This is a genomic window from Streptomyces sp. NPDC048172, from assembly GCF_043202595.1.
GTDB lineage: Bacteria > Actinomycetota > Actinomycetes > Streptomycetales > Streptomycetaceae > Streptomyces.
Genome location: NZ_JBIDAT010000015.1, coordinates 82,366 through 104,009, shown reverse-complemented (window position 1 = coordinate 104,009; position 21,644 = coordinate 82,366). Strand labels below are relative to the sequence as shown.

Genomic DNA, 21,644 nt, shown 5'->3' with positions numbered 1-21,644 from the left:
GGTCACACCGGCAGCTTTCGCATGCGCGACCCGGCCACCTCTGCCTTTCTGCAACCTGAGTCAAGGACCGTGATCGATGTGAAGGTCGGCATCCCCCGCGAGGTCAAGAACAACGAGTTCCGTGTGGCCATCACCCCGGCCGGGGTGCACGAGCTGGTGCGGAACGGACACCAGGTCTTCGTGGAGGAGGGCGCCGGAACCGGCTCCTCCATCCCCGACGAGGAGTACGTCGCCGCAGGCGCCGCCATCCTGGCCACGGCGGACGAGGTCTGGGCCACGGCCGACCTGCTGCTGAAGGTCAAGGAGCCGGTGGCCGAGGAGTACCACCGGCTGCGCAAGGACCAGACGCTCTTCACCTACCTCCACCTCGCGGCCTCCCGCGAGTGCACCGACGCGCTGCTGGAGTCGGGCACGACGGCCATCGCCTACGAGACCGTCGAGCTGGCCAACCGCGCGCTGCCGCTGCTCGCCCCGATGTCCGAGGTCGCGGGCCGGATCGCCCCGCAGGTCGGCGCGTACCACCTGATGGCCTCCGCGGGCGGCCGCGGCGTGCTGCCCGGCGGCGTCCCGGGTGTGAACGCGGGCCGCGCGGTCGTCATCGGCGGCGGCGTCTCCGGCTGGAACGCGACGCAGATCGCGGTGGGCCTCGGCTTCCACGTCACGCTCCTCGACAAGGACGTCAACAAGCTCCGCGAGGCCGACAAGATCTTCGGCACCCGGGTGCGGACCGTGACCTCCAACGCGTACGAGCTGGAGCGCGCCGTCCTCGACGCCGACCTCGTCGTCGGCGCCGTGCTGATCCCGGGCGCCAAGGCCCCGAAGCTCGTCAGCAACGAGCTGGTCTCGCGGATGAAGCCGGGAAGTGTGCTTGTCGACATCGCGATCGACCAGGGCGGCTGCTTCGAGGACTCGCGGCCGACCACGCACGCCGAGCCGACCTTCCGCGTCCACGACTCGGTCTTCTACTGCGTCGCGAACATGCCGGGTGCCGTACCCAACACCTCCACGCACGCCCTGACGAATGCGACACTTCCGTACATCGTGGAGGTCGCCAACCGTGGCTGGCGCGAGGCGCTGCGCCGGGACGCGGCGCTCGCCAAGGGGCTCAACACCCACGACGGCGACGTCGTTTACGGCCCCGTCGCCGAGGCGCACGGCCTTCCGGTGCGGGACATCGCCACGCTTCTCGGCTGAGCCCGCGAGGCGTTGGGGTCAACAGCGGGCGTCAACGTCAGCAACATCACGTAACCGGCCGGACCTTGATGACGAGGTTCGGCCGGTGGCGTAATCAGACCCGTGCAAGGGGTCCCCAACTCGCCGTGAACGTAACTGTCTAACCGTTTTGCGTACCCGCGAAACCGCCCTCGGGGGACTCAGAGCCTCTTGACATCCGGCCGTGCGGTTACCGACACATCGTGCCGTCTCCGGCGGATTGTGTTGCTGCGGACCGCCGACACGCCATAGAGTCCCCAAGCGTCGGCATGGTGTCACGCTGACCTGTCTAGAAATTTCCTGGTCACCAAGGAGGTAGGACGACTTGTGAATGAGTCGACATTTTCTCCCGGGGGTGGTCAACCAGGAGCGCCTGTGCGAGGCCAGGGGACCTCAGTGGATTCCTCGCGGTCCGAGGCTGTCGGCTCCGTCGCTGTCCGCACCTTCGCAGCCCACCAGAATCACTCACCGAGCATGACAGCCCACCAGAGCATGGACGGCCACCACGTGAACGCCATGGCCGGCGACGCTACGAACGGTCAGTCCGCCGAGCGCTTCGCCGACTACAGTGAACCGAACTACGACCCCTCCTACAACTCCTACAACGAACTGCCGGAGGGGCACTTCTACGACCCGGACGCCGAGTACGAGCCGGATCCCGAGTACGCCGCCACGCTCGCGCCGGACGCCGCGCGCCAGCGCCGCGAGCGCATCGGCCCGACCGGCCGCCCGCTCCCGTACTTCCCGATCCCGGGCCCGGTGAACGAGCACGGTCCCGCGAAGATCATCGCGATGTGCAACCAGAAGGGCGGGGTCGGCAAGACCACCTCGACCATCAACCTGGGCGCCGCGCTCGCGGAGTACGGACGCCGGGTGCTGCTCGTCGACTTCGACCCGCAGGGCGCGCTCTCGGTCGGCCTCGGCGTGAACCCGATGGAGCTGGACCTCACCGTCTACAACCTCCTGATGGAGCGCGGTCTCGCGCCCGACGAGGTGCTGCTGAAGACGGCGGTCGCGGGCATGGACCTGCTTCCCAGCAATATCGATTTGTCTGCCGCCGAAGTGCAGTTGGTCAGCGAGGTCGCGCGCGAGTCGACTCTCCAGCGCGCCCTGGGCCCGCTGATGAACGACTACGACTTCATCGTCATCGACTGCCAGCCCTCGCTCGGCCTCCTCACGGTCAACGCGCTGACGGCGGCGCACAAGGTCATCGTCCCGCTGGAGTGCGAGTTCTTCGCGCTGCGCGGCGTCGCGCTGCTCACCGAGACGATCGAGAAGGTCCAGGAGCGGCTCAACCCCGAGCTGGAGCTCGACGGGATCCTGGCCACGATGTACGACTCGCGCACCGTGCACAGCAGAGAGGTGCTCGCGCGCGTGGTGGAGGCGTTCGACGACAACGTCTACCACACGGTCATCGGCCGTACCGTGCGCTTCCCCGAGACCACGGTCGCGGGCGAGCCCATCACGACGTACGCGTCCAACTCCGTCGGCGCCGCCGCCTATCGCCAGCTCGCCAGGGAGGTGCTCGCCCGGTGCCACGCCGAGTGAGTCTGCCGGCAGCCGACGAACTGTTCCGTACGACAGGGGGATCCGCGGTCCAGCCGTCGGCTCCCCAGCAGCAGGGCCAGGTGAACGGCGAGGCGCCCAAGGTGCCCGCCCAGTCCACCGAGCCCGAGTCCGGCGGCGCCACGCGCCAGGAGCACGCCTCCGCGGGCGAGGGCGACGGCGAGACGGGCGCGGGCACCGGGAGCGGCGGCGAGCACGGAGGCCGCGACACCCGGTCCTCCACCGCTCCCTCCGCCTCCTCCGCCCCCTCCGGCAAGACGGAGGAGCAGCGGGCCCCCGCGTCGTCCTCCGCCGCGCCGCAGCAGGGCGCGTCCGGCGGGCGCGGGGCCCCCAAGGGGCGGCAGGCGTCCGGCGGGTCCGCGGCACGCCGCCGTGCGGCCAACCGCCGACCCAGCGGGCGCGAGCGCCACGACGAGAAGATCACGGTCTATGTCTCCGCCGAGGAGCTGATGGACCTGGAGCACGCGCGGCTCGTGCTGCGCGGCGAGCACGGACTCGCGGTCGACCGCGGGCGCATCGTGCGCGAGGCGGTGGCCGTCGTCCTCGCCGACCTGGAGTCGCGAGGGGACGCGAGCATTCTCGTACGGCGGTTGCGCGGGCGCTGAACGGCCTGCCAGTACGCTGCCAGCGATGCTCAGTCCTGACCTCCCCTCCGACACGGCTCCGCACCGGGCCTCCTCCCGCCGACCTCTGGGGCGGGGGCCCGGCACGCCGCCCGAGGAGCCGGAGCCGGAGGAGGCTCAGGAGCCCGAGTCCGAACCGTCGGAACCCGAGCCCGACGACGGGCGGTTCCGGGTCGTGCTCGACAACTTCGAGGGGCCCTTCGATCTCCTCCTCCAGCTCATCTCCAAGCACAAGCTGGACGTCACCGAGGTCGCGCTCTCCAAGGTCACCGACGAGTTCATGGTGCACATCCGTGCCATGGGCCCCGAGTGGGACCTCGACCAGACCACCGAGTTCCTGGTCGTGGCCGCGACCCTGCTCGATCTGAAGGCCGCCCGGCTGCTGCCGCAGGCCGAGGTCGAGGACGAGGGGGATCTCGCGCTGCTGGAGGCCCGTGACCTGCTCTTCGCCCGGCTGCTCCAGTACCGCGCGTACAAGGAGATCGCCACGATCTTCGCGGGCCGCTGGGAGGAGGAGTCCCGGCGCTACCCCCGTACGGTCGGGCTGGAGCCGCACCACGCGGAGCTGCTGCCCGAGGTGGTGATCAGCGTCGGGCCCGAGGGCTTCGCGAAGCTCGCCGTGCGGGCGATGCGGCCGAAGCCCAAGCCGACCGTGTACGTGGAGCACATCCACGCGCCGCTGGTCAGCGTGCGGGAGCAGGCCGAGGTCGTGGTCGCCGTGCTGCGCGAGCGGGGCGAGGCGAGCTTCCAGGAGCTGACCGCGGACGCGCCGGACACGCTCACCGTCGTCGCGCGGTTCCTGGCGCTGCTGGAGCTGTACCGGGAGCGGGCCGTCGGGCTGGAGCAGGACGAGGCGCTGGGGACGCTCCTCGTCCGCTGGAGCGGCGGGGCAGGCGCCGAGCCGACGGTGACCGACGAATTCGACCAGGAGCCCGGAGAGGCCGAGGAGCCCAGGGATGAGTGAGACGTACGAGGTCCAGCAGGCCGCCGACGAGGCCCCGGACGCGGCGCCCGCCGGTGCTTCGGGCGTGGCCGGGCTGGAGCTGAAGCCCGCGCTGGAGGCCGTGCTCATGGTCGTCGACGAGCCCGCGAGCGCCGAGCACCTGGCCAAGGTGCTGGAGCGGCGCCCCCGCGAGGTCTCGGACGCGCTGCGCGAGCTGGCCGACGAGTACGTCCGTGAGGGGCGCGGCTTCGAGCTGCGGCTGGTCGCCGGGGGCTGGCGGTACTACACGCGGAGCGCGTACGCGGACGCCGTCGAGCGGTTCGTGCTGGACGGGCAGCAGGCCCGGCTCACCCAGGCGGCCCTGGAGACGCTGGCGGTCGTGGCGTACCGGCAGCCGGTCAGCCGTTCCCGGGTCTCCGCGGTGCGCGGGGTGAACTGCGACGGGGTCATGCGCACCCTGCTGCAGAGGGGGCTGGTGGAGGAGGCGGGAACAGAACCCGAGACAGGTGCGATCCTGTACAGGACGACGCATTACTTTCTGGAGCGGATGGGCCTGCGGGGCCTGGACGAGCTTCCGGAGCTGGCGCCCTTCCTTCCGGAGGCGGAGGCCGTCGAGGGGGAGTCCCAGGAGAGCATGCCGTCGTTCGACGTAGACGACCTTTCCAGCGGAACCCAGACGACGGAACACTGATGCGAAGCAGCGGCAGGAACACAGGCGGCGGCGGCAGCGGCCGGGGCAACCAGGGCCAGGGCCAGGGGCAGGGCCGTAAGAAGCAGCCAGGCAAGCCGCGCCCCGAGGAGCGCCGCCACACCCAGGGCGGCAAGCCCGGCGCGCCCGGCAAGCCCGCGGGCGCGGGCAAGCCGGGTGGCGGCACCGGCAAGCCCGGCGGCGGGGGCAAGCCCGGCGGGGGCAAGGCGGGGGGCTCGGGGAAGAACGTCCGGAAGGACGTCACCAAGAGCGGAGCCCCCAAGGCGCGCAACCGCAAGGCGTCGGCGCCCGCGCGGCCCCGTGAGTACGACGCGAAGATCGAGGAGCGGAACAGGGAGCGGCACAGCAAGGGCCCGGTCAATCTGCCCAAGACCTTCGGCGAGGTGGAGGGCGAGCGCCTCCAGAAGGTGCTCGCGCGTGCGGGCATGGGCTCGCGGCGCGCCTGCGAGGACCTGATCGAGCAGGCCAGGGTCGAGGTCAACGGCGAGATCGTGCGCGAGCAGGGGCTGCGCGTGGACGCGGCCAAGGACGAGATCAAGGTCGACGGGCTGACGATCGCCACCCAGTCGTACCTCTTCTTCGCGCTGAACAAGCCCGCCGGGGTCGTGGCCTCCATGGAGGACCCGGACGGGCGCCAGTGCCTGGGCGACTACGTCCAGAACCGGGAGACCCGCCTCTTCCACGTCGGCCGTCTGGACACCGAGACCGAGGGCCTGATCCTCCTCACCAACCACGGCGAGCTGGCCCACCGGCTGACCCACCCGCGGTACGGGGTGAAGAAGACCTACCTGGCCGCCATCCAGGGCCCGCTGCCGCGCGACCTCGGCAAGCGGCTGAAGGACGGCATCCGGCTGGACGACGGCTTCGCGCGCGCCGACCACTTCCGGGTCGTGGAGAACACGGGCAAGAACTACCTGGTCGAGGTCTCGCTGCACGAGGGCCGTAAGCACATCGTGCGGCGCATGCTGGCCGAGGCCGGTTTCCCGGTGGAGAAGCTGGTCCGCACCCGTTTCGGGCCGATCGCGCTGGGCGACCAGAAGTCGGGCTGGCTGCGGCGGATGACCAACACCGAGGTCGGCATGCTGATGAACGAGGTCGGGCTGTAGCCCCTACGGCAGCCTCACGACCAGACGGCGAGGGAGAGGGCGCGGCCTTCATGGTCGCGCTCGATCTCCATCATCCCGGCGACGGCCGAGCGGTTGATCCGGCCGTAGATCTGCGGAGCGGGCTCCCAGCGCACGCGGGCGTCCAGCTTGCGCTCGTCGATCATCAGCACCATGAGCGGGCCGACGGCGTCACGGAAGCGCGCGTCGGCCACGGTCAGCGCCTCGTGCTCGTCGGCCGTGCACGGGATGAAGCCGCCGTTGACGAGGACCCGGGGTGCGTAGGGGCGGTCCGGGGCGAGGAGCCAGTCGTCGAGCGGGACCACATGGAAGATCATGCCTCCCTTGTACCGTCTCGCCCCCCGGGCGGCGCGGACAGCCGCGCGGAGGCCGAATTAGGCTGTACGGCATGCGAACCTCCCTCGTGCTCGGCACGGGTCTCATCGGCACCTCGGCGGCGCTCGCACTCACCGCGCGCGGCGTGCGCGTGCACCTGAGCGACCGCGACCAGGAGCGCGTCCGCACGGCCTCGTCGCTGGGCGCGGGCACGGAGGAGGAGCCCGAGGGGCCCGTCGATCTCGCGATCGTCGCCGTGCCGCCCGCGCACATCGCCGAGACCGTCGCCGAGGTCCAGCGGCGCGGGCTCGCGCGCGGCGTGATCGACGTGGGCAGCGTCAAGGGCGGCCCGCGCCGGGAGGTCGGCGAGAAGGGCGGCGACCTCACCACGTACCTGGGCAGCCACCCCATGTCGGGCCGCGAGCAGTCCGGGCCGCTCGCCGCCACCGCCGACCTCTTCGAGGGCAGGCCGTGGGTGCTCACGCCCACCCCGGACACCGACACGGAGGTGCTGAACCTCGCGCTGGAGCTGATCGCGCTCTGCGGCGCCGTCCCCGTGGTGATGGACGCGGACGCGCACGACAAGGCCGTGGCCCTCGTCTCGCACACCCCGCAGCTCCTCTCCAGCCTCGTCGCGGCCCGCCTGGAGTCCGCCGCGGAGACGGCCGTACGCCTGTGCGGTCAGGGCATCCGCGACGTGACCCGCGTCGCGGGCTCCGACCCGGCGATGTGGGTGGACATCCTCTCCGCGAACCCGGGCCCCGTCGCCGACATCCTCGCGGAGGTCTCCGCCGACCTGGACGAGACGGTACGGGCGCTGCGCGCGCTGGAGTCCGCCGACGAGGAGAAGCGCGGCGGCGGCTCCCGGGGCGTCGAGAACGTGCTGCGGCGGGGCAACGCGGGGCGGGCCCGCGTCCCCGGCAAGCACGGTCAGGCGCCGACCGTGTACGAGGAGGTCGTGGTCCTCATCAGCGACCGTCCGAACGAGCTCGCCCGGATCTTCGCGGACGCCGGTGCCGCCGGGGTCAACATCGAGGACGTGCGCATCGAGCATGCGACGGGCCAGCAGGCCGGTTACGTGCAGCTCATGGTCGAGCCCCGTGCGGTACGCCCGCTGCAGGCTTCGCTGCGGGACCGGGGCTGGTCGATCCGCCAGCCGTAGCTTGGCTGGGCCCGGCCGTTGGGCAGGGGCTGCCCCGGCCGTGATTTGCGGTCTGCGGGCTTCGCCGGCTGCCGGGCAGGGGCTGCCCAGGCCCGTGCCACGCGGTCTGCGGCTTCGCCGTGGTTGCTCGCGCAGTTCCCCGCGCCCCTGAAGCGCCCCTTCGGGGCGCGCTTCGGGGCGCTCTTCAGGGCGCGCTGCGGAAGGCGCCCCGAAGGGGCGCGGGGAACTGCGCGAGCAATCACAGTGAAGGCCGCAGGCCGCCGACGCACAGGCCCGGGCAGGTCCGGTCGCGGTAGCCGGTAGCCTTGGGCGGGGCCATTCCGGCCCTCCCCTCTGGCCCGTGCGTATCGCGAAAGGTCTCTCACCGTGTCTGCAACCCTGGCGTCTTCAGTGATCGTCGCCATCGACGGCCCCTCCGGCACGGGCAAGTCCAGCACGTCCAAGGCCGTCGCCGCCCAGCTCGGGCTGAGCTACCTCGACACGGGCGCGCAGTACCGCGCGATCACCTGGTGGATGCTCACCAACGGCATCGACCTCGCCGACGCGTCCGAGATCGCCGCCGCCTCGGGCAAGCCCTCCATCGTCTCCGGCACCGACCCGGAGGCCCCGGCGATCTCCGCCGACGGCGCCGACGCCTCGGGCCCCATCCGTACCCAGGAGGTCACCTCGGCGGTCAGCGCGGTCAGCGCCGTGCCCGAGGTGCGGGCCCGCATCACCGAGCTGCAGCGCACCATCGCCGCGGGTGCCGAGGGCGGCATCGTGGTCGAGGGCCGCGACATCGGTACGACCGTGCTGCCCGACGCCGACCTCAAGGTCTTCCTCACCGCCTCGGCCGAGGCCCGTGCCGCGCGCCGCAGCGGGGAGCTGAAGGGCAAGGAGGCCACCGACCTGGCCGCCACCCAGCAGGCCCTGGCGCAGCGCGACAAGGCCGACTCCAGCCGTAAGGCCTCGCCGCTGAAGAAGGCGGACGACGCCGTCGAGGTGGACACCACCGAGCTCACCCTCGAACAGGTCATCGAGTGCGTGGTGACCCTCGTCGAGCAGGCGGCGGCGCGGAAGGCCGAGCGCCTGGAGAAGGCGGGGCAGGTCTAGGTGGCCGACACCGACTCCTTCCCCCCGGCGCGGGGGGCCGCGGTCGGGCGGCGGATCGGCATCGGGCTCATGTACGGGCTCTGGAAGCCCCGCGTGCTCGGCGCCTGGCGGATGCCGCCCAGCGGCCCCGCGATCCTCGCGGTCAATCACTCGCATCTCATCGACGGGCCGATGCTGATGGGCACCGCGCCCCGGCCCGTGCACTTCCTGATCAAGCAGGAGGCGTTCGTCGGCCCGCTCGACCCGTTCCTGCGCGGCATCGGGCAGCTCAAGGTCGACCGCACCACCGCCGACCGCGCCGCGATCGGGAACGCGCTGGGCGTCCTGAAGCGCGGCGGCGTCCTCGGCATCTTCCCCGAGGGCACGCGCGGCGAGGGCGACTTCGCGGCGCTGCGCTCGGGGCTGGCGTACTTCGCGCTGCGGTCGGGCGCGCCCGTCGTGCCCGTCGCCGTGCTGGGCAGCACGGACAGCGGCGGGCGGCTGATACGGGCGCTGCCCCCGCTGCGCGGCCGGGTCGACGTGGTCTTCGGCGATCCGTTCGCGGTCGGCGACGGGAGCGGACGCCGTACGAAACGGGCGCTGGACGAGGCGACCGTACAGCTTCAGCGGCGGCTGAGCGGGCACCTGGCGGACGCCAGGCGGCTCACCGGCCGCACGCGCACACAGAACGACGAGGACGAGACACCATGACGGACCAGAACCATTCCGGCGACGAGGGGCACGGGCACGGCGAGCTCGGTGACGCCGAGTTCGCGGAGTTCATGGAGCTCGCCGCCGAGGAGGGCTTCGACCTGGAGGAGGTGGAGGGCGCGCTCGGCGAGGCCGGGCACGGGCCGCTCCCCGTCCTCGCGGTCGTCGGCCGCCCCAATGTCGGCAAGTCGACGCTGGTGAACCGGATCATCGGCCGCCGCGAGGCCGTCGTCGAGGACAAGCCGGGCGTCACCCGCGACCGGGTCACCTACGAGGCCGAGTGGGCGGGCCGCCGCTTCAAGGTCGTCGACACCGGCGGCTGGGAGCAGGACGTGCTCGGCATCGACGCGTCCGTGGCCGCGCAGGCCGAGTTCGCGATCGAGGCCGCCGACGCGGTCGTCTTCGTCGTGGACGCCTCCGTCGGCCCGACCGACACGGACGAGGCCGTCGTCAAGCTGCTGCGCCGCTCGGGCAAGCCCGTGGTGCTCTGCGCCAACAAGGTGGACGGCCCCTCCGGCGAGGCCGACGCCTCCTACCTGTGGGCCCTCGGCCTGGGCGAGCCGCACCCCGTCTCGGCGCTGCACGGGCGCGGTACGGGCGACATGCTCGACGAGGTCCTCAAGGCCCTGCCGGAGGCGCCGGAGCAGACCTTCGGCTCGGCGCCGGGCGGCCCCCGCCGCGTGGCGCTCATCGGCCGTCCGAACGTCGGCAAGTCCTCCCTGCTGAACAAGGTGGCGGGCGAGGACCGCGTCGTCGTCAACGAGCAGGCGGGCACCACCCGCGACCCGGTGGACGAGCTGATCGAACTGGGCGGCAAGACCTGGAAGTTCGTGGACACCGCGGGCATCAGGCGCCGCGTCCACCTCCAGGAGGGCGCCGACTACTACGCCTCGCTGCGTACGGCCGCCGCGCTGGAGAAGGCCGAGGTCGCGGTCGTCCTGGTCGACGTCAGCGAGTCCATCAGCGTCCAGGACCTGCGCATCATCACGATGGCCGTGGACGCCGGACGGGCGCTCGTCCTGGCCTACAACAAGTGGGACACCCTCGATGAGGAGCGCCGCTTCTACCTGGAGCGGGAGATCGAGCGGGACCTCGTCCAGGTCCGCTGGGCCCCCCGGGTCAACGTCTCGGCGCGGACCGGGCGCCACATGGAGAAGCTGGTCCCGGCGATCGAGACGGCCCTGGAGGGCTGGGGGACGCGGGTGCCGACGGGGAAGCTGAACGCGTTCCTCGGCGAGATCGTCGCCTCGCACCCCCACCCGGTGCGCGGCGGCAAGCAGCCCCGCATCCTCTTCGGCACCCAGGCGGGTACGAAGCCGCCGCGCTTCGTGCTCTTCGCCTCCGGCTTCCTGGAGGCGGGCTACCGCCGCTTCGTCGAGCGGAGGCTGCGCGAGGAGTTCGGCTTCGAGGGGACCCCGATCCAGATCTCGGTCCGGGTGCGGGAGAAGCGCGGCAAGAAGAAGTAGCGCGCCCCGCTGCCCCCGGCCCCCGCGGCGGTCACCCGTACGCGTGCCCGTCGCGGGGGGCCGGGGGCAGTGGCAGCGCGGTGGAGAAGTGCCCCGTGCCGTGCCCGTCGCCCTGCCAGGCGAGGGAGGACCAGGAGCCGGTGCCGGGCTCGGTCACGCGCCAGGAGCCGGTGCCGGTCCCGTAGCGCGTGCCGAAGCCCTCGAACCGCAGCTCCTCCTCGTCCGACCGGTCACCCGGCAGGGCCCGGAAGAGCCTGCGGTACTCCGCGTACAGCGAGTCGTAGATCGGAGTGGAGGAGCTCTCCGGCGACATGCCGTTCGGCGGGCGCATTCCGGGAATCTGTCCCTGGTTGAGGTGCGGGTCATGGGCTCGGGGCGGTTCGTAAGGCTGCACGCCTGTGCCAACGAACGTGCCGCCCGGCGGATGCGGGGCCGGGCGGCAAATGACCTGATCGACCAGGTTCTGTCCGTATTGCCGCCGCGTTCTTCCGGATGTGGCGTTACGTTCCGGCGAGCGGCATGGCGGCGGCGACCAGGACTCCTCCGGCGGCGGCCTTCTCCAGCGCGTCGCGGAGCAGGTCCTCGCGGGGCTGCTGGCCGATGGAGCCCGCGGGGGCCGCGTACACCAGGATCTTGTGCCCCTTGGTCGCCGCGCTGCGCCAGCCGTCGGTGACGGCGAGCGGCTGGTGCGCCTGCCACCAGGCGACGGGCTGCGACCCGGGCCCGGCCGGGGGCATGAGGATCGCGTGCAGCTGGCCCATCGCGAGCAGCACGGACCAGCCGGGGACGTGCGCGGGCGCCTGCGCCACGTCCGTCACCGGCAGGAAGCCCTGCTCGATGAGGAGCGGCAGGAAGTCGTCCCCGGGGCCGTCCGAGCCGGGCCGGGAGATGGGTCCCGTGGGCTCGACGACGATGGCCGGGTGCAGGGTCTCGCCGATGAGCACCTGGCCGCAGGTGACGCCCAGGACGGCCTGGCGCCGGTCGGTCCTGGGGAGGGACTCGGGGGAGGTGGCCTGGGCCGGGGGGCGGGCCGGCTGGGGGGCGGACGGTGCCGACTGCTGCTGCGGAGGTGTCGGCGCCGGCGCGTCGGGCGCGAGGTTGCGGACGGCGCCCTTGAGCTGCTCCTCGGAGAGGCTCACCACCTGGGAGGGGATGCAGGCGGCATGGGCGAAGGCCAGCACGGCCGTCTCCTCGCCCACGAAGAGCACGGTGCTGGTGCGCTCCTGATGGGTGTCGCCCGGGGCGCGGCAAGAGGTGCAGTCGTAGCTGCCCGGGGCGTTCTCTCCGGCGAGCAGCCGCTCGGCTTCGGCTTCGCCGATCTCGGCGCGTACTGCGTCGCTGACATCGAGCATGGGGGACACGGAGGCTCCTGGCTTTCGGTTCCTGTTCGTGTGGACAACGGGCGATCTGTGGCCGTGGTCACGCGACTCGCACAGCGAAATCGGTCTGTTCGATACCGGCCGTGACCGGCGCGGCGGAATCCGTCACTCCCCGTCAACTCCTGCGAGGGGCACGCAAGTTCGAAGAGTGAGCTGGGTCACAGATCTACGGAAGTGCTGGGCGCTACTTCCGCATATAGCGCCCTTTGGTGGGTGTCCGGAAACCGCCGTTATAGCGGGTAACCGGCAACTGGCCTGGAAAGACAAGGAGATGGTTGATAGCGGGGCGAGGGCGTCCATACATTCCACGGCGGTGCAACGCGCACCACCCGGGACAGCGGAGCGGAGTGCGGGCGCCCGATGCGCACAGCGCTCTTCCGCGTCGGGGGAGGTACGGGGGCTCCCGGGTACGTGGAGAGGGATTCCTTTGTCCATACGTCGTAACGCCGCGTTGCTCGCGGGTGCCGGAATCGCCGCCCCGCTCGCGCTGCTCGCCGCCTCGGCCACCACGGCCACGGCGGCGCCGAACGACGGAGTGTGGGACCGCATCGCCCAGTGCGAGAGCGGTGGGAACTGGAGCACGAACACAGGCAACGGCTACTCCGGCGGACTCCAGTTCTCCGCCAGCACCTGGCGGGCGTACGGCGGCACGGCATACGCGCCGACCGCCGCAGGGGCCAGCAAGTCCGCGCAGATCGCCGTCGCCAGCAAGGTCCAGGCGGCCCAGGGCTGGGGCGCGTGGCCGACCTGCTCGGCCAAGGCCGGTGCCTCGGGGCGGGCGCCCTCGGCGCCCCAGGCGGCACCCGCGCCGCAGGCGCAGCCCAAGAAGGCCGCCAAGCCGCAGACCCAGCCACAGAACCAGCCCACGGTGCGGGAGCGCTCAGCCGCCCACACCAACAGGGGCGCCGTACGCGGCGGCTCGGGCAACTACACCGTGAAGGCCGGAGACACCCTGGGCTCCATCGCGGCCGCGCACGGTACGAGCTGGAGCGCCGTCTACAGCGCCAACAGGGGTGTGATCGGGGGCAACCCGAACTTCATCCTGCCCGGGCAGCGGCTGCACGTGTGACGCGGCTCCGACCCTCGGCGTCACGCTGAACGCCCCGCCGGGCCCCCGGGCCCGGCGGGGTCCGCCGTCTCCTGGGGCGTCTCCTGGGGCTCCCCGGCGAAGGCGACGGTGCCGCGCCGCAGTCCGTAGACCACCGTCGCCGCCTCGCGCAGCGGCGCCGTGAGCCGCTGCTCGGCGACCAGGACGGTACGCCGCCCGTCCCGCACGGCCTCCCGCAGCAGCGCGTACGTCCTGGCCGCCGTCGCCGGGGACATGCCCTGCGTGGGCTCGTCGAGCAGCAGGACCCGCGCGGGGGAGAGCAGCGCCCGCGCCACCGCCAGCATCCGCTGCTCGCCGCCGGAGAGCGTCGCGGCGGTACGGGGCAGGAGCCGGGCCAGCGCCTCGTACGGCAGCGTGCCGGGCAGTCGGGCGCGCGGGGCCGCCAGCTCCAGGTTCTCCGCCACCGTCAGCGAGCCGAACACCGCGCGGCTGTCCGGCACGAACGCCATCCCGCGCCGGGCCCGTACGTGCGCGGCGGTACGGGTCACGTCCGCGCCACCCCACACCACCCGGCCGGAGAAGAGGGGCACGGTCCCGGCGAGGGCGCGCAGCGCGCTCGTACGCCCCGAGCCGTTGCGGCCCAGCAGCACGGTGACGCGGGCCGCCGGGACCGCGAGCGCGATCCCGTGCAGGGCCTCCACGGGGCCGTACCGCACCCGGGCCCGCTCCAGCGCCAGCTCGACGGTCATGACGACGGCTCCAGGACGTGGACGGTGTCGGCGAGTTCGGCGACGAGCTCGCGGTCGTGCTCGATGACGAGCAGCGCCATCCCGTCGGCGGCGAGCGCCCGCAGCACCCGGATGAGCGCCGCCGTCTCCGCCGGGTCCAGGCCCGCCGTCGGCTCGTCCAGCAGCAGCGTGTGCGGCTCCGTCGCGAGCGCGCGGGCGAGTTCGAGACGGCGCAGCGTGGCCGTGGGGAGCCCGGCGGCGGGCGCGTCGGCGAGGGCTTCGAGCGCGAAGAGCCGGAGCGCGCGGCCGGTCGCGCCGGAGGCTGTCCGCTCCGCTTGCTCGGCGCCCACGCGGACGTTCTCGGCGACGGTGAGGGAGGGGAAGACGGCCAGCTGCTGGAACGTACGGGCGATGCCGAGGCGCGTGCGGGCGTGCGCGGGCAGGCGCGTGATGTCCCGCTCCCCGAGCAGCACGCTGCCCGCGCGGGGGCGCAGGGTGCCCGCGAGGCAGTGGAAGAGCGTGCTCTTCCCTGCCCCGTTCGGCCCCACGAGCGCGGTGACGTGTGCTCTCGGCACGTCGAGCGACACGTCACGCAGCACCGTGTGCCGCCCGTAGCCTGCGGCTAAGCCCCGTACGTGGAGGACGTCCCCGGAGCGGCTCTCGTACCCGGCATGGGGGCTGCGCTTGCCAGCCCTGCGCCTCAGCGCAGACCTCCCAAGCACAGCAGGGAGAGGCGGGGGTGCCCCCTCACGGGGCGTCGGGGCTTGCCCGTCAGGGGCGCGGGGAACTGCGCGACGAGCCACGGTGTGCCCGCGGTCCGCGACGCGCGTGAGGGGGCTGTCTCTTCCCGGAGCAGGTCCCCGGAGACCCAGCGCCGGGAGCAAACCCTCTCGTAGGGAGGGGAGGCGTCCCGTCAGAACGGCCAGGACGCCGATGACGGCGGCGGCCCAGCCGCCCTGGGTCCCCGCGTCGAGCCCGACGAGAAGCGCCGCGCCCACCATCGCCGCGATGACACTGTCGGAGCCGAGGACGACGATCGCGGCGAACCAGAGCAGGCCCCGTACGGGATCGAAGGCCCCTGGATCGAACGCGCGGACGCCCATCGTCAGCATCCCGCCCCCCAGGGCGGCAAGCGCCGCACCCGTCACGAAGGCCGTCAGCTTGAGGGCCGGCACCGGGACGCCGGCCGCCGCCGCGCCCTGCTCGTGGTCGCGGATGGCGGCGAGCGCGCGCCCGTACCGGCCGCGCCGCAGCGTCCGTACGGTCAGGGCGGCGAGGACGAGGAGGACGAGTTCGAGGGCGTAGTAGGCGCGGTCACCGGAGAAGGCCGCGGGGCGGTCGGGGACGAGTCCCTCCAGCGCGTAGGGCTGTTCGAGGACGAAGCGGCTGACCAGCAGGGAGATCGCGAGCGTCGTCAGCGCGAGGGCGAGGCCGCGCCGTCGGATCGCGGGCCAGCCGGTGAGCAGGCCCAGCGGCGCGATCACGAGGACGGCGCAGAGGAGCGCCAGCAGGTTCGGCATGTGCGGCGAGAGCTGTGCGGTGAGCAGCGCGCCGAGCCCGGCGTACGCGGCCTGGCCGAGGGAGATCTGGCCGCCGCGCCCGGTGACGACGACGAGCGAGAGGAGGATGACGGCGAGCGCGGGCACCTGGACCGAGGTGTGCAGGTCGCTGCCCGCGAAGCCGAGGGGGAGCAGGAAGAGGATGCCCGCGACCAGGGGTATCGGCACAGCGGGGGCACCCCGCACAGGTGCCGGAGGGAGGACCGGGCCCTCGCCGGAGGCCCGTACGGCGGGCAGGGCGAGCGCCGCGACGAGCAGCGCGACGGCGAACAGGTTCGAGCCGACCGCCTGCACCAACGGCTGGGCGGAGCCCTCGGGATGGAGGCGGGTGAGCTGGCTCTGCGCGACGGCGACGGCGAGCGCCGCGCCGACCGCGAGGGGCAGGCTCCGCATCCGCGCCGCGACGGCGACCGCCATCACCTCCATGACGAGCAGCGGCAGCCCGTAGGGGTCCAGGCGCAGCTGGGGCGCGAGGAGTACGCCCGTGAGCCCGGCCGTCACCGTGCCGAAGGCCCAGCCCGCGGCGGAGACCCGTCCGGCGTCGATCCCGGAGAGGCCGGCCAGGTCGCGGTTGTCGACGACGGCGCGCAGCTCGCGGCCGAGCCGGGTCCAGCGGGTGACGGCGGCGACGGCGAGGGCGAGGAGGACGGCGGTGGCGAGCTGGATCCACGGGTCCTCGGGCAGCAGTTCGGGCGCGTCGGCGCGGGCGCCCGTGCCCCAGAGGAGGGTGGCGAGGCCGATCAGGAGCACGAAGACGCCGAGCGAGGCGACCAGCGCGGGCACCGTGCTGCCCTCCAGCGGGCGGAAGACGGCGCGGTCGAGGAGGAGTCCGAGCGCGGGCGCGAAGAGGAGGAGGGTGACGGCGGCGGCGAGCCAGAGCGGCCAGCCCCAGTCGACGGCGAGCTGGCGCAGCAGATACGCGCAGACCATCGCGAGGGCGCCGTGCGCGAGGTTGAGGACGCCCGTCGCACGGAAGGTGACGATCAGGCCGATGCCGGTGAGCGCGGCCGCGCTGCCGACGGCGAGCCCGGCCAGCGTGAGGTCGTAGGTGAGGGAGTTCAACTCCGCCGCTCCGCCAGATCCGGTTCGCAGATCGGGCAGGGGCTCAGAGCGCGTTCGCGCAGGGCCGCCTCGTCCAGGGGTACGGCCTCCGGTTTGCCGTCGACCAGGGGGCAGCCGGGGTCGTGCGCGAGGGTGCCGCCGGGGACGGCGAGCGGGGGACCGCCCGTACGGTGGTCCGTGCCACCCTCCGGTGTGGGGGCGGTTTCGGCCAGCGTGGCGGGGGGCGGCGGGCCCGGCCGTAACGGCGGCTCGGCGCCGTACGCCGCGAGCAGCACCGCGCCCGCGACGATCAGCGCGGCCCCGGGGATCGTGCACGAGGCCAGGTACGGGATCTGCCGCTCGGCGAAGCGCTCGCCCGAGACGCCGTACCAGCCGATCGCGCAGAGCACCGCCCCGGCGGCGAGGGAACCCCAGCCGCCCCAGCGTGAGATCAGCGTCCGCATTCCACCCCCTGTGCCTGTCCTTGGCACACGATGGAAGGCACTATGCCGTGAGGAAGCCGACGGCAGAAGGCCGCGGGGGGCCGCGGCGGACCGAGTAGACCAACTTCTGGACGACCAACTCCACGTGGTGGTGAGGCAGATGGGTCGAGGGGGAAGCGCCGCCGTTCTGGCGGCGGTCCTGGTCCTGGGGGCTGGGGTGACGGGGTGCGGGGACGACAGCGAGGACCGGGCGGCGGAGCCGAAACCGCCGCCCGCGTCCAGCAGCGCCTCCAGCGAGGGCGGCGACGAGGACGGCACCGGCGAGGGCACGGGAGCGCAGGCGCCGAAGGACCCGGCGAAGGCCGAGAAGCAGGTCAAGGAGAACTGGGAGAAGTTCTTCGACCCCAAGGTCTCCAACGACGAGAAGGCCGAGTACCTGGAGAACGGCGAGCAGATGAAGCTGCTCCTGGAGGCGTTCAACAACGACGAGCGCGGCAAGCAGGTGCGGGCCGAGGTGACGAAGGTGACCTTCACCTCGGCCTCCGACGCCGACGTGGACTACACGCTGCTGCTCAAGAAGGCGACCGCGCTGCCCAACGCCAAGGGCGCGGCCGTCCAGCAGGACGACACCTGGAAGGTGTCCGTCAAGACGCTGTGCGCGCTGGTGAAGATGAGCGGGACCGATGTCCCCAAGGCTCCGGGCTGCTGAGCGAGGGCGGGCCGTTCTCGCGCTCGCGATTCTGGTGGGGGTGCTGCTCGCCGCGGGGTGCGGCAGCAGGCTGCCCGAGAGCGACTTCGAGCGGCGCGACGGACGCGGCCCAGGACCCGGCCCGCGTACGACCGAGCCGGTCAAGGTCGGCATCATCACCAGCGCGACCAGCCCGGTGGGCGGATCGGCCTTCACCGGCCCGCGCGACGGGGCCCGCGCCTACTTCGACGCGCTCAACGCGAAGGGCGGGCTCGGGGGCCGTAAGGTCGAGGTCGTCACCTGCGACGACGGCGGGAGCGGCGTCGGCAGCAACGAGTGCGTGCAGCGGCTGGTCCAGAAGGAGAAGGTCTTCGCGCTCGTCGCCGGGGCCTCGCTGGACTACGCGGGCGCTCCGCAGGTCGCCAAGGCGGGCGTGCCGGACATCGGCGGCCAGCCGGTCGGGCCCGCGTACGACACGTATCCGCATCTCTACGGGATCTACGGCAGCCTCGCCCCGCGCGACGGCGGCGATCCGGGCTGGGGCGGCGAGCTGTACGGCGGCACCGAGGTCTACCGCTACTTCAAGCGCGAGCAGGGCGCCCGCCGGGCGGCCGTCGTCTCCTACAACCAGTCGGCGTCGGCGGCGTACGCGCGGCTGGTGAGCCGGGGCCTGAAGAAGGAGGGGTACGAGGTCGTGACCGAGCAGGTCGACTTCGCGCTGCCGAACTTCCGCGCGGTCGCGGCCGATCTGCGGGCGCAGAAAGTCGATCTCGTCTTCGACGCGATGGACACGCACGGCAACGCGCAGCTCTGCGAGGCGATCGACGAGGCGAAGGTGAAGCTCACGGCGAAGGTCACGAACGTGCAGAACTGGTCGTCGGCGGTCCCGGACGAGTACAAGAACTCGCCCCGTTGCCGCAACGAGCTCTGGGCGACGGGCAGCAGCCGCAACTACGAGGACACCTCTCATCCCCAGGTCCGCGCCTTCCGCGCCGCGATGAAGCGCACGGAGGCGGGGAAGAAGCAGCTCTCGCAGTGGCAGCTGGAGGGCTGGGCGGCGGCGATGTGGTTCAGCGACGCGGCGCGTTCCTGCGGGGACCGGCTCACGCGCGCGTGCGTCGAGCGGTACATGGAGCGGGACAAGCCCTACACCGCGCGCGGTCTGTTGCTGCCCGTATCCTTCCAGAAGCGGTCGAAACCGCCCGAAGAGCGGCGTACCTGTCTCTCCGTGGCGCGCTGGCGGGACGGGGACGGCTGGGTCGGCCAGGGCGGTGACATGGACCGCAACTGCTTCACGGTGCCCCAGCTCGGCTACCGGCCCTAGGGCGGAGGTATCAGCGGGAACGGTCACGTGATCGGAAACGTTCCCTTTAAGAGATCACAATGTGCGTACGCTTTCGAACTCTTGTGAAACAAGATGGCTGAGACATCCAACCCTGTCGGCGACCAAAGGGTCTACGCAGGCGACAGGCGGACAGAGGGGGACTGTCCGCAAGGATCCGTGGGACTCGGGGAAAATGCACATCTCTTTCTTGCTCCACAACGGGTACGCCATCGGGGGGACCGTCCGGACCACCTACAACCTGGCGCGCACGCTGGCGGAGCACCATGACGTGGAGGTCGTCTCGGTCTTCCGGCACCGCGACCGCCCGGTCTTCGACCCGGGGCCCGGGGTGCGGCTGCGGTCGCTCGTGGACACCCGCAGGAGACCGGCGCGCGCGGGCGACGGGCTGGGCGCCGAGCACGCCCACCCGGCCGAGGTCTTCCCGCCCGAGGACGGGAAGTACCCCATGTACAGCGCGCTCACCGACCGCCTGATCGGCGAGCATCTGCGCACCACCGAGGCGGACGTCGTGATCGGCACCCGGCCGGGGCTCAACGTGCACGTGGCGCGGCAGACCCGGCGCGGCCCCGTGCGCCTCGGCCAGGAGCACCTCACGCTCGCCACCCACTCCCGCCGCCTCAAGCTCGTGCTGCGCGGCGTCTATCCCCGGCTCGACGCGCTGACCACCGTCACCGAGGCCGACGCCGCCGACTACCGCAGCAAGCTCCGGCTCCCCGGCGTCCGCGTCGAGGCCCTGCCCAACAGCGTTCCGACCCCCGGGATCGGCCCCTCCGACGGCACCAGCAAGTGGGTCGTCGCGGCGGGCCGCCTGGCCCCGGCCAAGCGCTACGACCTGTTGATACGGGCGTTCTCCAAGGTCGTCGTCGACCGCCCGGACTGGAAGCTGAGGATCTACGGCGGCGGCCGGGAGCGCGACGGCCTGCGCACCCTCATCGACGAACTCGGCCTCTACAACCACGTCTATCTGATGGGCCCCGCGCACCCGCTGGAGCCCGAGTGGGCCAAGGGGTCCATCGGCGCCGTCACCTCCAGCCTGGAGTCCTTCGGGATGACCATCGTGGAGGCCATGCGCTGCGGCCTGCCCGTCGTGGCCACCGACTGCCCGCACGGCCCCGGCGAGATCATCCGTTCCGGCGTCGACGGCACGCTCGTCCCCATGGGCGACGAGGACGCCGTCGCCGACGCGCTGCTCCGGCTCATCAACGACGACGAGCTGCGCCAGCGCATGGGCCGGGCCGCGCTCGCCGACTCCGAGCGCTTCGACCCGTCCCGCGTGGGCGCGCGCTACGAGGAGCTGATGCGGGACCTCATGACCCGCGGCAGCCGTGGCCTGCACCGCACGCGCGGCACGCTCCTCGGCGGCGCCTACGCGGTCAAGGACGCGCTGAACGGAGCCAACCGCACCGCACTACAGGGGGGACGCGCGTGAGCGCCACCAGCACCGGCAGCACGAGGACGGCGACCGCGAAGGGCCGCGCGACCCCGCCCCCCACACCCCCCGTCCTGGAGCCCTCAGCCATGGAATTCCCCACCGTGGAGCCCCCGCGGACCGAGACCCCGGCCAGAGCCGCCGGGACCCCGGACGCCGAGCCGCGGCCCGACGCCGCGCCGTCCGCCGCGCCGCCCAAGAAGCAGGCGCAGCGCGGGCCGCGCGCCGACTGCACCGCCGACATCGCGGGCGGCCTCACCTTCGACGTACGGCTGCCCGCCGCCTCCGTCCCGGCCGACGGGCCGCTCGACGCCGCGCTGCTGCTGCGCAGCCGCCCGGGCAGGTCCGGCGTCAGCGACACCGTGCGGCTGCCGCTCGCCCCCGTCGGGGAGGACGCGAGCACGCTGCGCGCCGCGCTGCCGAGCACCGTGCAGCTCGCGGAGGGCCGCTGGAACGCCTTCCTCGTGCTGGACGGCGGCGAGCCGCGCCGCCTGGTGCCCGGCGTCAACGACCTGCGCTCGCTCGTCGACCGCACCCCGCGCGCCGACCGCACCTGGCTGGGCGTGCGCATCCCGTACGCCACCAAGCACGGGAACCTCAGCGTCCGTTCCTGGCTGCGCTGGCCGCACGCCGAGGCCGGGGCGCTGCGCGTGATGGACGGCGGGCTGGTGCTGTGCGGGCGGCTGTACGGCGCCGAGCTCGCGGAGACGGCCCGGCTGGAGGCCCGTGCGCGGCGCGGCGGCGGGGCGGCGCCCGTACTGGCGGAAGTGGCGGCGGAAGGGCCCGAGTTCACCGCCGTGCTGCCCTACCACGAGCTGGCCGGGCATCCGCTGTGGGACCTGTGGCTGCGGCCCGCCGAGGACGCCGAGGGCGTCCGGATCGCGCGGATCCTCGACGACGTGCCCGACAAGAAGCGGATCTTCACCTACCCCGCGCAGCCCCTCGACCCGGGGATCGCGCTCGGCGACGAGAAGACCGCGACGGCCACCCCGTACTACACGCTCAACAACGACCTCGCCGTCCGCGTCGACCATCCGCACTGAGGGATCGCGGACGTGACCTGTCCGCGAGGGGTGCCAGAC

21 protein-coding genes are annotated in these 21,644 nt (G+C 72.8%); 15 read left to right on the top strand and 6 right to left on the bottom strand.

Annotated elements, in window-relative coordinates; translation table 11 throughout:
* Positions 1-78: 78 nt before the first annotated feature.
* From ald to ACGF3A_RS41835, 6 genes are all read left to right on the top strand, one after another.
* Positions 79-1,194, top strand: a complete 1,116-nt coding sequence (gene ald, locus ACGF3A_RS41860; protein ID WP_393736239.1) for an alanine dehydrogenase — start codon at positions 79-81, stop codon at positions 1,192-1,194.
* A 492-nt stretch (positions 1,195-1,686) separates the two neighbouring features.
* On the top strand, positions 1,687-2,760 hold the full coding sequence (locus ACGF3A_RS41855) for a ParA family protein (RefSeq protein WP_393736181.1): 1,074 nt from the start codon (positions 1,687-1,689) through the stop codon (positions 2,758-2,760).
* Positions 2,757-3,383 (top strand): hypothetical protein, encoded by a 627-nt coding sequence (locus tag ACGF3A_RS41850; protein ID WP_393736179.1) that lies wholly within the window; start codon positions 2,757-2,759, stop codon positions 3,381-3,383. The genes ACGF3A_RS41855 and ACGF3A_RS41850 overlap by 4 nt, the downstream gene beginning before the upstream one ends.
* Before the next feature lie 25 nt (positions 3,384-3,408).
* Positions 3,409-4,365, top strand: coding sequence for a segregation and condensation protein A (locus tag ACGF3A_RS41845; protein ID WP_393736177.1), 957 nt, complete (start codon positions 3,409-3,411; stop codon positions 4,363-4,365).
* The gene (gene scpB / locus ACGF3A_RS41840; protein WP_393736175.1) at positions 4,358-5,035 is read left to right on the top strand and encodes an SMC-Scp complex subunit ScpB; all 678 of its coding nucleotides are present in this window, start codon (positions 4,358-4,360) and stop codon (positions 5,033-5,035) included. Before ACGF3A_RS41845 ends, scpB begins: the two co-directional genes overlap by 8 nt.
* Positions 5,035-6,159, top strand: a complete 1,125-nt coding sequence (locus ACGF3A_RS41835) for a pseudouridine synthase (RefSeq protein ID WP_393736173.1) — start codon at positions 5,035-5,037, stop codon at positions 6,157-6,159. Before scpB ends, ACGF3A_RS41835 begins: the two co-directional genes overlap by 1 nt.
* Before the next feature lie 14 nt (positions 6,160-6,173).
* On the opposite strand, the gene ACGF3A_RS41830 is transcribed toward ACGF3A_RS41835, so the two are convergent.
* A complete protein-coding gene (locus tag ACGF3A_RS41830) occupies positions 6,174-6,494 on the bottom strand; it encodes a DUF952 domain-containing protein (RefSeq protein ID WP_393736171.1) in 321 nt (106 codons plus the stop codon).
* A 71-nt stretch (positions 6,495-6,565) separates the two neighbouring features.
* Here ACGF3A_RS41830 and ACGF3A_RS41825 point away from each other — a divergent pair, with 71 nt between their 5' ends.
* The 4 genes from ACGF3A_RS41825 (at position 6,566) to der (ending at position 10,902) form a co-directional block, all read left to right on the top strand.
* Positions 6,566-7,654 (top strand): prephenate dehydrogenase, encoded by a 1,089-nt coding sequence (locus tag ACGF3A_RS41825; protein WP_393736169.1) that lies wholly within the window; start codon positions 6,566-6,568, stop codon positions 7,652-7,654.
* Between the two features lie 366 nt (positions 7,655-8,020).
* Positions 8,021-8,746 (top strand): (d)CMP kinase, encoded by a 726-nt coding sequence (gene cmk, locus ACGF3A_RS41820; RefSeq protein WP_393736167.1) that lies wholly within the window; start codon positions 8,021-8,023, stop codon positions 8,744-8,746.
* Between the two features lie 69 nt (positions 8,747-8,815).
* Positions 8,816-9,436 carry a lysophospholipid acyltransferase family protein gene (locus ACGF3A_RS41815; protein ID WP_393736237.1) on the top strand — a complete coding sequence of 207 codons (621 nt, stop codon included), beginning with the start codon at positions 8,816-8,818 and terminating at the stop codon, positions 9,434-9,436.
* Positions 9,433-10,902: a ribosome biogenesis GTPase Der gene (der, locus tag ACGF3A_RS41810; RefSeq protein WP_393736165.1), complete on the top strand. Its 1,470-nt coding sequence runs from the start codon at positions 9,433-9,435 to the stop codon at positions 10,900-10,902. Before ACGF3A_RS41815 ends, der begins: the two co-directional genes overlap by 4 nt.
* A gap of 31 nt (positions 10,903-10,933) precedes the next feature.
* Here der and ACGF3A_RS41805 read toward each other — a convergent pair whose 3' ends face one another.
* Positions 10,934-11,233 carry a hypothetical protein gene (locus ACGF3A_RS41805; protein WP_393736163.1) on the bottom strand — a complete coding sequence of 100 codons (300 nt, stop codon included), beginning with the start codon at positions 11,231-11,233 and terminating at the stop codon, positions 10,934-10,936.
* 169 nt (positions 11,234-11,402) lie between these two features.
* On the bottom strand, positions 11,403-12,254 hold the full coding sequence (locus ACGF3A_RS41800; protein WP_393736234.1) for a hypothetical protein: 852 nt from the start codon (positions 12,252-12,254) through the stop codon (positions 11,403-11,405).
* A gap of 454 nt (positions 12,255-12,708) precedes the next feature.
* On the opposite strand from ACGF3A_RS41800, the gene ACGF3A_RS41795 reads away from it, so the two are divergent.
* A complete protein-coding gene (locus ACGF3A_RS41795) occupies positions 12,709-13,350 on the top strand; it encodes a transglycosylase family protein (RefSeq protein WP_393736161.1) in 642 nt (213 codons plus the stop codon).
* Between the two features lie 20 nt (positions 13,351-13,370).
* On the opposite strand, the gene ACGF3A_RS41790 is transcribed toward ACGF3A_RS41795, so the two are convergent.
* The 3 genes from ACGF3A_RS41790 to ACGF3A_RS41780 are packed head-to-tail and all read right to left on the bottom strand — an operon-like array spanning position 13,371 to position 17,121.
* Positions 13,371-14,078 carry an ATP-binding cassette domain-containing protein gene (locus ACGF3A_RS41790; protein WP_393736159.1) on the bottom strand — a complete coding sequence of 236 codons (708 nt, stop codon included), beginning with the start codon at positions 14,076-14,078 and terminating at the stop codon, positions 13,371-13,373.
* A complete protein-coding gene (locus ACGF3A_RS41785; protein WP_393736157.1) occupies positions 14,075-16,678 on the bottom strand; it encodes an ATP-binding cassette domain-containing protein in 2,604 nt (867 codons plus the stop codon). Before ACGF3A_RS41785 ends, ACGF3A_RS41790 begins: the two co-directional genes overlap by 4 nt.
* The gene (locus ACGF3A_RS41780; protein WP_393736155.1) at positions 16,675-17,121 is read right to left on the bottom strand and encodes a hypothetical protein; all 447 of its coding nucleotides are present in this window, start codon (positions 17,119-17,121) and stop codon (positions 16,675-16,677) included. Before ACGF3A_RS41780 ends, ACGF3A_RS41785 begins: the two co-directional genes overlap by 4 nt.
* Before the next feature lie 139 nt (positions 17,122-17,260).
* Between ACGF3A_RS41780 and ACGF3A_RS41775 the strand changes: the two genes are divergently transcribed.
* The 4 genes from ACGF3A_RS41775 (at position 17,261) to ACGF3A_RS41760 (ending at position 21,605) form a co-directional block, all read left to right on the top strand.
* Positions 17,261-17,809, top strand: coding sequence for a hypothetical protein (locus ACGF3A_RS41775; protein WP_393736153.1), 549 nt, complete (start codon positions 17,261-17,263; stop codon positions 17,807-17,809).
* Positions 17,784-19,112 carry an ABC transporter substrate-binding protein gene (locus ACGF3A_RS41770; protein WP_393736151.1) on the top strand — a complete coding sequence of 443 codons (1,329 nt, stop codon included), beginning with the start codon at positions 17,784-17,786 and terminating at the stop codon, positions 19,110-19,112. Before ACGF3A_RS41775 ends, ACGF3A_RS41770 begins: the two co-directional genes overlap by 26 nt.
* A gap of 193 nt (positions 19,113-19,305) precedes the next feature.
* Complete coding sequence (locus ACGF3A_RS41765; protein WP_393736149.1) at positions 19,306-20,562, top strand: glycosyltransferase family 4 protein; 1,257 nt, start codon at positions 19,306-19,308, stop codon at positions 20,560-20,562.
* A gap of 89 nt (positions 20,563-20,651) precedes the next feature.
* Positions 20,652-21,605 carry a hypothetical protein gene (locus ACGF3A_RS41760; protein ID WP_393736147.1) on the top strand — a complete coding sequence of 318 codons (954 nt, stop codon included), beginning with the start codon at positions 20,652-20,654 and terminating at the stop codon, positions 21,603-21,605.
* Positions 21,606-21,644 lie beyond the last annotated feature (39 nt).

Coding starts and splice junctions, on each gene's coding strand:
- ACGF3A_RS41855 (WP_393736181.1), top strand. CDS start 1,687: ATGACAGCCCACCAGAGCATGGACGGCCACCACGTGAACGCCATGGCC.
- ACGF3A_RS41845 (WP_393736177.1), top strand. CDS start 3,409: ATGCTCAGTCCTGACCTCCCCTCCGACACGGCTCCGCACCGGGCCTCC.
- scpB (WP_393736175.1), top strand. CDS start 4,358: ATGAGTGAGACGTACGAGGTCCAGCAGGCCGCCGACGAGGCCCCGGAC.
- ACGF3A_RS41835 (WP_393736173.1), top strand. CDS start 5,035: ATGCGAAGCAGCGGCAGGAACACAGGCGGCGGCGGCAGCGGCCGGGGC.
- ACGF3A_RS41830 (WP_393736171.1), bottom strand. CDS start 6,494: ATGATCTTCCATGTGGTCCCGCTCGACGACTGGCTCCTCGCCCCGGAC.
- ACGF3A_RS41825 (WP_393736169.1), top strand. CDS start 6,566: ATGCGAACCTCCCTCGTGCTCGGCACGGGTCTCATCGGCACCTCGGCG.
- ACGF3A_RS41815 (WP_393736237.1), top strand. CDS start 8,816: ATGTACGGGCTCTGGAAGCCCCGCGTGCTCGGCGCCTGGCGGATGCCG.
- der (WP_393736165.1), top strand. CDS start 9,433: ATGACGGACCAGAACCATTCCGGCGACGAGGGGCACGGGCACGGCGAG.
- ACGF3A_RS41805 (WP_393736163.1), bottom strand. CDS start 11,233: ATGCGCCCGCCGAACGGCATGTCGCCGGAGAGCTCCTCCACTCCGATC.
- ACGF3A_RS41800 (WP_393736234.1), bottom strand. CDS start 12,254: ATGCTCGATGTCAGCGACGCAGTACGCGCCGAGATCGGCGAAGCCGAA.
- ACGF3A_RS41790 (WP_393736159.1), bottom strand. CDS start 14,078: ATGACCGTCGAGCTGGCGCTGGAGCGGGCCCGGGTGCGGTACGGCCCC.
- ACGF3A_RS41780 (WP_393736155.1), bottom strand. CDS start 17,121: ATGCGGACGCTGATCTCACGCTGGGGCGGCTGGGGTTCCCTCGCCGCC.
- ACGF3A_RS41775 (WP_393736153.1), top strand. CDS start 17,261: ATGGGTCGAGGGGGAAGCGCCGCCGTTCTGGCGGCGGTCCTGGTCCTG.
- ACGF3A_RS41770 (WP_393736151.1), top strand. CDS start 17,784: ATGTCCCCAAGGCTCCGGGCTGCTGAGCGAGGGCGGGCCGTTCTCGCG.
- ACGF3A_RS41765 (WP_393736149.1), top strand. CDS start 19,306: ATGCACATCTCTTTCTTGCTCCACAACGGGTACGCCATCGGGGGGACC.
- ACGF3A_RS41760 (WP_393736147.1), top strand. CDS start 20,652: ATGGAATTCCCCACCGTGGAGCCCCCGCGGACCGAGACCCCGGCCAGA.